The sequence below is a fragment of the Corynebacterium sp. HMSC074E01 genome, from assembly GCF_001808885.1.
Classification (GTDB): Bacteria; Actinomycetota; Actinomycetes; order Mycobacteriales; family Mycobacteriaceae; genus Corynebacterium.
Genome location: NZ_KV794853.1, coordinates 70,077 through 77,470, shown reverse-complemented (window position 1 = coordinate 77,470; position 7,394 = coordinate 70,077). Strand labels below are relative to the sequence as shown.

Sequence of the window (7,394 nt, the reverse complement as noted above, 5' to 3'; positions counted from 1 at the left end):
GTGGGCCGGCCCGCCGATTCCCATCGAAAGCCCGGCCCACCCGCCGCGCTCCGCTCCGAGGCCAGCACCAGGTACTGCTCGCGCATCCTCAGGTCCGCCGACATCCGGCCCGCCCGCCCCACGTTCCAGTCCGCCATACGGCTCTGGCCCCGGCGCGCCGCCGCATGACTCCGGCGAACCTCCGGACCCGCCACCGAGTTCATCCCACCTGTAGAGCTTCGCCCTAATCACACAGCCGCTTTAACCAGCCGCCCGCTGAGAAAACTTGCTCGGCGTGCGGCTACTCGCGCGCGCGTTAAAGAGGTATGCGAGAACTCGTGCCCAATTCGCGGAGCTGTACAGCAACGAGGCGACACAAACTCTCTATTCCGCACCTCGGTCGGAGCTCGTGGTGACAAAGACGGTGCCGACTACAAGCCACGCGGGCTTGGTACCAGGGGCCGAAAACGTAGAACGCGGCCGCGCCCAGTTAGTTAGGGCACGGCCGCGCTACGCAGCGTCGGGGAGTTTGCTTCCCTTCGCGTTTATTCCCACTCGATGGTTCCCGGCGGCTTCGAGGTTACGTCGAGCACCACGCGGTTGACTTCCTTGACCTCGTTGGTGATGCGGGTGGAAATCTTCTCCAGCACGTCATAGGGCAGGCGCGTCCAGTCCGCGGTCATGGCGTCCTCGGAGGACACTGGGCGCAGGACGATCGGGTGGCCGTAGGTGCGGCCGTCGCCTTGGACGCCGACGGAGCGGACGTCGGCAAGCAGCACCACCGGGCACTGCCAAATCTCGCTATCCAGGCCAGCGTTGGTCAGCTCGGTACGCGCGATGAGGTCCGCCTGACGCAGCGTCTCGAGGCGCTCCTCGGTGACCTCACCGATGATGCGGATACCCAGGCCCGGGCCCGGGAATGGCTGGCGCGCCACGATTTCCTCCGGCAGGCCCAGCTCACGGCCAACGGCGCGCACCTCATCCTTGAAGAGCAGGCGCAGCGGCTCGACGAGCTCGAACTCGACGTCGTCTGGCAGGCCGCCCACGTTGTGGTGAGACTTAATGTTCGCGGTGCCGTCACCGCCGCCGGACTCCACGACGTCCGGGTACAGCGTGCCCTGCACCAGGAAGGCGGCGTCCTGGCCGTCCAGCGCCTGGTCGACGGCACGCTCGAAGGAGCGGATGAACTCCGCGCCGATGGCCTTGCGCTTGGCCTCCGGTTCGGTCACACCGGCCAGCTTGTTGAGGAAGGCCTCGCGCTCATCAGCGGTGATGAGCTTGGCGCCAGTCGACGCCACGAAGTCCTTCTCCACCTGCTCACGCTCACCCGCGCGCAGCAGGCCGTGGTCGACGAAGACACAGGTCAAACGGTCACCGATTGCGCGCTGCACGAGGGCTGCAGCCACGGCGGAATCCACGCCACCGGACAGGCCGCAGATAGCGCGGCCTTCCTCGCCGATTTGCTCGCGCACATCGTTGATGAGCTGCTCCGCGATGTTCTCTGCGGTCCAGTTCTGCTCCAGGCCTGCTACCTCAGTCAGGAAGCGCGTGAGCACCGCCTGGCCGTGCGGCGAGTGGAGAACCTCCGGGTGGTACTGCACGCCGGCCATCTGCTTGGACAGGCACTCGAAGGCTGCCACGGGAGCGCCTTCCGACGACGCCGTCACCTCAAAGCCCTCCGGGGCTTCCGTGACCGAATCGCCGTGAGACATCCACACCTTGTGGGTGTCCTCCAGACCCTTGTGCAGCACGCCGCCGGACACGGTCATGTCCGTGCGGCCGTACTCGCGGGCACCCGTGGAGGCCACGGTGCCACCCAGGGCTTGGGTCATGGACTGGAAGCCGTAGCAGATACCAAAGACCGGAATGCCGAGCTCGAGCAGCTCCGGCTTCAGAACAGGGGCGCCGTCCGCGTATACGGAAGACGGGCCACCGGAGAGGATCAGCGCGGCCGGGTTCTTGGCCTTGATGTCCTCCACAGAGGCAGAATTGGGGACAACCTCGGAGTAGATGTTGGCCTCACGCACGCGCCGGGCGATGAGCTGCGCGTACTGGGCGCCAAAGTCCACCACGAGGACAGGACGCGGGGTTGTATTTGGGTTAGTCACGGTCATCAGTTTAACGCAAGAACCCACACCCTAGACCGCAGGGAGTGGCCCAAAATCTTTAGCGGTGGCAGCCGCCTTGCCTAGCGCCTCCCGAAACGCCCGCAAGGCTGGGTGTCCCTCGCGCCCGGCGCGCACCGCTGTGTAGAGCGTGCGGGTGGGATTACCAGGCAAGGAAACCACGCGCACGCCCTCGATCTCGTCGAGGAAAAGGTCCGAGATCACCGCCACCGCGTGTCCGGTGCGCACCAGGTGCGCATGTAGAAAGGGGTCCGGGGTTTCATAGAGCACGCTGGGGTTAAAGCCATGCCTGCGGCACAGCCGGTGGACGAAGCGCCCCAATAAAAACTCCTCCGGGTCCATGGCAAAGGGGATTTCCTCGTCATGCGCTGCAAAATCCTCTAAGCGCAACTCGCTCAAGGGGCCGGTGAGTGGGGTGATGAGGCGGAGGGGGTCGTCGAGAAGCAGCTCCCGGTGGGTGTGCTCATCCGTGGCGGGCATGTCCGACTCGTACTCCTCACCCAAGATGAGGTCCACCTCCCGGCGCGCCAGCAGCTCCATTGCGCCATCGGCTTCACGCTGAATGATCTGCACGCGCAGGTCCGGGTATTCGCGCGCCAACTCCGTCAGCGCCCGCGGGACCAGCGAGGACATGATGGTTTGAAAGGTCGTGACCTTAATCGTGCCCCGCACCGCGTTGGTTGACGCGATGACCTGCGACTCCGCCTCATCCGCCAACGCGAGCATTCGCTCCGCGTAGGAGGCCAGGATTTCTCCCTGTTCCGTCAAACGCACGCGCCGGCCGACCTTTTCATAGAGCGCCACGCCGACGTCCTTCTCACACTGCGCCAGTTGTTGGGAGATAGCCGAGTGCGTATGGCGCAGCGATTCCGCCACAGCGGTGACGGTGCCGAGGCGGTGCAGCTCGTAGAGAATGCGGAGGCGGTGCAGGTCCAACATGACAGAATCCCTAACGGGTACGTGTTAAAAACTGTAGATAGACTAACAGTTCTTCCCACCCCACAATGGACTGCATGACCAATCCGTTTGCCGTTCTGTGCGTCATCGGCTCGTGTATTTCCCTCCAGCTCGGAGCCAGCCTCGCCATCCAGATTTTCCCCATTGGAGGCCCCTGGGGCACCGCCTCGCTACGCTTGCTTTTCGCCGCTGTGATTCTGCTCTTCATCGCGCGCCCGCGCGTGCGCGAGTGGAGCCGCGAGAAGTGGATCTCCGCCACCATTTTCGGCCTCACGCTGGGCCTGATGAATGGTTTTTTCTATGCCGGCATCGAGCTCGTCGCGCTGGGCCCGGCGGTCACCATCGAGTTTCTCGGCCCGCTGCTGCTGGCGGCGTGCCTCTCCCGCTCGCTTCGCGACGCCACCTGCGTCGCCCTCGCTCTCATCGGCATGGGTCTGCTGGGCTTGGACTCCTTCAACGGAGACCCTCTCGACCTGCGTGGGGTTTTCTTCTTGCTGTGCGCGGGTGCGATGTGGGCCGCCTATATCTTGGCCAGCAAGAAGGCGGGCGCTCTCTTTAGCGGCGCAGATGGATTGGCCGTGGCCTTCCTCATCGGCGGCCTCGTGCTCCTGCCTGTCGGAGTGCGCGGCGCGGTGGCTTTGGCCAGCGACCCAAACCTCCTATTGCTCGCCCTAGGCACGGGCGTGCTGGCCTCGCTCATCCCCTATTCGTTGGAGTTCATTGCGCTGCGCAGGCTCGCCCCCAACGTCTTTTCCATCCTGATCGCCCTGGAACCTGTCTTCGCCGCACTCTTTGGCTGGCTCCTACTCTCCCAGAATGCCTCCCAGCTTAAGCTGGCGGCTATCGGCCTGGTTGTGGTGGCCTCGGTGTTGCAAACCATGGTGCCGGCGCGCGGGCGCGTGGTATTCCGCAAGGTGGCGCTGCGTCCACGCCGTCTAAAGAAGCCCCGGCTGCCGTGGCACCCAAAACCGCGTGCCAGTGACTCTAACGCTACGGCCACTGAGGCCAGCGCCACGGCCACTGGAGCGGTGACATAAACTCCGCCCCGAGCTTTGTTGAGCGGAGCAGCGTTACAACGGGCGGGCTAGCGAACGGCCAAGCCCACCTTCTGGAAGGACTTCAGGTCCGTGTAGCCGCACTTGGCCATAGCGCGCTTGAGCCCACCGACCAGGTTGAGCTCACCCAGCGGCTCGTTGGACGGGCCGTGGAGCACGACCTCCAAGGAAGGCGCACCCGCTGAGGCATCCTCGGCGGCGCCAGAAGTTGCGTTGCCAGACGCATCAGCACCAGAAGCATCGGCGCCAAAAGTGCCGGTGCCCAAGAGGGCATCGGCCACGCCAACCGGCTCGATGATGCCGCGCGGGAAACGCGGGTGGCCGGCCGTGGACGGCCAGTACCAGCCCTTGCCGCCGGCTTCTGCCGCGCGGGCCAGGACCGGGCCCAGAACAACACCATCGGCGCCACAGGCAATGGCCTTGGCGATGTCTGCAGACGTGAAGATGTCGCCGTCGGCAAGCACGTGCACGTAGCGGCCGCCAGTCTCATCCAGGTAATCGCGGCGTGCGGCTGCAACATCCGCAATGGTCGTCGCCATGGGGATATCAATGCCCACGGTCTCCGGGTTGGTGTTCACGCCGGAGCCAACGATGATGCCAGCCGCGCCCGCGCGCATGAGGTGCAGCGCCGTGGTGTAATCCGCCACGCCGCCGGCAATCACCGGGGTATCCAGCGAGCCGATGAACTCCTTCAAGTTGAGCGGCTCGCCGCCAGTCTGCACGTGCTCGGCGGAAATCAGGGTGCCGTGGATGAACAGCAACTCCGCGCCGGCCTTAATAACCACGGGCGCCAGCTCGCGGGCACGCTGCGGGGAGACGCGCACGGCCACGGTCACGCCGGAATCGCGGACCTGCGCGATGCGCTCGGCCAGCAGTTCCTCGTTCAGGGGTGCTGCGTGCAGATCCTGCAGCGTCGACAAGTCACCGAAGTTCTCCGTCACGCGGGCAATCGCGCCCTCCAGGTCCTCGTGGCGGCCCCACAGGCCTTCCGCGTTGATAACGCCGAGGCCGCCCTGCTTGCCCATCTCGATAACGAACTCAGGCGTAGCCAGCGCATCAGTCGGCGCCGAGACGAACGGGACCTCAAAGGTATAGGCATCGATGTGCCACGAGGTGTCCACGTCCTTGGAGGAACGGGTGCGGCGAGTCGGCACCAGGGAAATCTGGTTCAAGTCATAGGTGCGGCGAGCCTCACGGCCCACGCCGATTTCTACGTAATCACGCATGATTAGTCCTTAGCGGTAGTTCGGAGCTTCGACGATCTGCTGAAGGTGGTGCGGGTGAGACTCCTTGAGGCCCGCAGCGGTGATCTGGACAAACTGCTTGGTCTTGAGCTCGGCCAGGGTGGCGGAGCCGGTATAGCCCATGGAGGCGCGCAGGCCGCCGACAATCTGGTGCACGATGGCATCGATATCACCGCGGAATGGCACGCGGCCCTCCACGCCTTCCGGAACCAGCTTGTCCTCGCTCTTAACGTCAGCCTGGAAGTAACGGTCCTTGGAGTAGGAACGCTTCTCACCCGTCAGGCCACGGCCCTGCATGGCGCCCATGGAGCCCATGCCACGGTAGCGCTTGTACTGCTTGCCTTGGACCACGACGATATCGCCCGGCGCCTCCGTGGTGCCGGCCAGCATGGAACCCAGCATGACGGTATCGGCGCCGGCCGCCAAGGCCTTGGCGACGTCACCAGAGTACTGCATACCGCCGTCACCAATAACCGGCACACCCGCCGGGCCTGCCACGGCGGCGGCCTCCATGATGGCGGTGATCTGCGGGGCACCCACGCCCGCCACGACGCGCGTGGTGCAAATGGAACCCGGGCCAATGCCGACCTTGATGGCGTCGGCGCCGGCCTCGATCATGTCGCGCGCCGCAGCACGGGTGGCCAGGTTGCCGCCGACGACGTCAACACGGTCGCCGAAGTCCTTCTGCACGCGGGAGACCATCTCCAGCACACGGTTGTTGTGGGCGTGGGCGGAGTCGACGACGAGGACATCCACGCCGGCGTCGACAAGCTGGCCCGCACGCTGGTAGGACTCCTCACCAGTGCCGATGCCCGCCGCCACGAGCAGGCGCCCAGAAGCATCCTTGGAAGCGTTGGGGAACTGCTCGGTCTTAACAAAGTCCTTGACAGTAATGAGACCGACGAGCCTGTTTGCATCGTCGACGATGGGCAGCTTCTCCACCTTGTTGGCGGACAGCAGCTCCAGCGCTTCCTCCTTGCTGACGCCTTCCTTGGCCACGACGAGCGGCATCGGCGTCATAATCTCGGAGACCTTGCGGGAGAAATCCGGCTCAAAGCGCATGTCACGGTTGGTGCAGATACCCACGAGGGTGCCCTGCTTGTCGACGACCGGCAGGCCCGAAATCCGGTACCGCGCGCACAGCGTGTCCACTTCGTCGATAGTCATGTCCGGGGTGGCCGTGACCGGGTCAGTCACCATACCGGATTCGGAACGTTTAACGATCTCTACTTGCTGAGCCTGCTCCTCTGCGGAAAGGTTGCGGTGCAGGACGCCGATGCCGCCCTGACGTGCCATGCCGATGGCCATGCGGGCCTCAGTCACGGTGTCCATCGCGGCGGAAGCCAGGGGCACGCCGAGGCGAATGTTGCGGGTAAACTGCGCCGAGGTATCCACCTCGGAGGGAACGACGTTGGATTCTGCCGGCAGCAGCAGAACATCATCAAAAGTTAGGCCGTAGAGTGCAATCTTGTCGGGGTTGTCTCCGCCGGTGTGGACGTGGCTCATGAGGGTGGGGCTCTCCTAAACTGACCAGATAATTGTATGCGGTAGCCCTCACTGTAGTGCGTGGACGCCCCGTAGTGGTAGCCGTGGGTATAGAAAAAAGTCTCTTTAGGGAATTGCCTTGCGCGCACGGAGTCAATAGGCTCGCAGACGTGAACTTTTTCGCCAACATGCCCCGCGATCCTTTCGCGGACGACCCGAACGACCCAGCTTCCTTCCTCGAGGAGGATGAGCACGTCGAGCCGCTGTCTGAGGAGGACCGTCTCGCCGTCATTCATGATCTGGCCATGGTCCAAGAGTTTGCGCGTGTTTTGAGCCCGCGCGGCATCGACGGCATCTTCTTTTTCTGCGAGGACTGCGAGGAAAACCACTTCTACGAGTGGGACATTATGGCCTCTAACATGCAGGCCACGCTGGCGGGCCAGCTCGCCCCCGTGCACGAGCCGGGCGCCGAGCCGGATCCGATGCGCTATGTTCCGTGGGATTATGCAGTGGGTTACCTCGACGGTATGGATTCGCGCTACTAGCGC

6 protein-coding genes and 1 pseudogene are annotated in these 7,394 nt (G+C 64.3%); 2 read left to right on the top strand and 5 right to left on the bottom strand.

Annotated elements, in window-relative coordinates:
* The 3 genes and pseudogenes from HMPREF2537_RS12905 to HMPREF2537_RS08885 form a co-directional block, all read right to left on the bottom strand.
* Positions 1 to 231 (bottom strand): annotated as a pseudogene (locus HMPREF2537_RS12905) (hypothetical protein); the annotation flags it as partial.
* Positions 232 to 524: 293 nt separating this feature from the next.
* A complete protein-coding gene (gene guaA / locus HMPREF2537_RS08890) occupies positions 525 to 2,093 on the bottom strand; it encodes a glutamine-hydrolyzing GMP synthase (RefSeq protein WP_070527922.1) in 1,569 nt (522 codons plus the stop codon).
* A 24-nt stretch (positions 2,094 to 2,117) separates the two neighbouring features.
* On the bottom strand, positions 2,118 to 3,044 hold the full coding sequence (locus HMPREF2537_RS08885) for a LysR family transcriptional regulator (protein ID WP_070527919.1): 927 nt from the start codon (positions 3,042 to 3,044) through the stop codon (positions 2,118 to 2,120).
* A 74-nt stretch (positions 3,045 to 3,118) separates the two neighbouring features.
* On the opposite strand from HMPREF2537_RS08885, the gene HMPREF2537_RS08880 reads away from it, so the two are divergent.
* The gene (locus HMPREF2537_RS08880) at positions 3,119 to 4,099 is read left to right on the top strand and encodes an EamA family transporter (RefSeq protein ID WP_168162411.1); all 981 of its coding nucleotides are present in this window, start codon (positions 3,119 to 3,121) and stop codon (positions 4,097 to 4,099) included.
* Positions 4,100 to 4,146: 47 nt separating this feature from the next.
* On the opposite strand, the gene HMPREF2537_RS08875 is transcribed toward HMPREF2537_RS08880, so the two are convergent.
* A complete protein-coding gene (locus HMPREF2537_RS08875) occupies positions 4,147 to 5,343 on the bottom strand; it encodes a GuaB3 family IMP dehydrogenase-related protein (protein WP_070527912.1) in 1,197 nt (398 codons plus the stop codon).
* A gap of 9 nt (positions 5,344 to 5,352) precedes the next feature.
* The gene (gene guaB / locus HMPREF2537_RS08870; RefSeq protein WP_070527908.1) at positions 5,353 to 6,867 is read right to left on the bottom strand and encodes an IMP dehydrogenase; all 1,515 of its coding nucleotides are present in this window, start codon (positions 6,865 to 6,867) and stop codon (positions 5,353 to 5,355) included.
* 149 nt (positions 6,868 to 7,016) lie between these two features.
* On the opposite strand from guaB, the gene HMPREF2537_RS08865 reads away from it, so the two are divergent.
* Positions 7,017 to 7,391, top strand: coding sequence for a DUF5319 domain-containing protein (locus HMPREF2537_RS08865; RefSeq protein ID WP_010189463.1), 375 nt, complete (start codon positions 7,017 to 7,019; stop codon positions 7,389 to 7,391).
* Positions 7,392 to 7,394 lie beyond the last annotated feature (3 nt).

Bases quoted from the DNA above. Each gene is read 5' to 3' on its own strand.
- guaA (WP_070527922.1), bottom strand. From the start codon at position 2,093: ATGACCGTGACTAACCCAAATACAACCCCGCGTCCTGTCCTCGTGGTG.
- HMPREF2537_RS08885 (WP_070527919.1), bottom strand. From the start codon at position 3,044: ATGTTGGACCTGCACCGCCTCCGCATTCTCTACGAGCTGCACCGCCTC.
- HMPREF2537_RS08880 (WP_168162411.1), top strand. From the start codon at position 3,119: ATGACCAATCCGTTTGCCGTTCTGTGCGTCATCGGCTCGTGTATTTCC.
- HMPREF2537_RS08875 (WP_070527912.1), bottom strand. From the start codon at position 5,343: ATGCGTGATTACGTAGAAATCGGCGTGGGCCGTGAGGCTCGCCGCACC.
- guaB (WP_070527908.1), bottom strand. From the start codon at position 6,867: ATGAGCCACGTCCACACCGGCGGAGACAACCCCGACAAGATTGCACTC.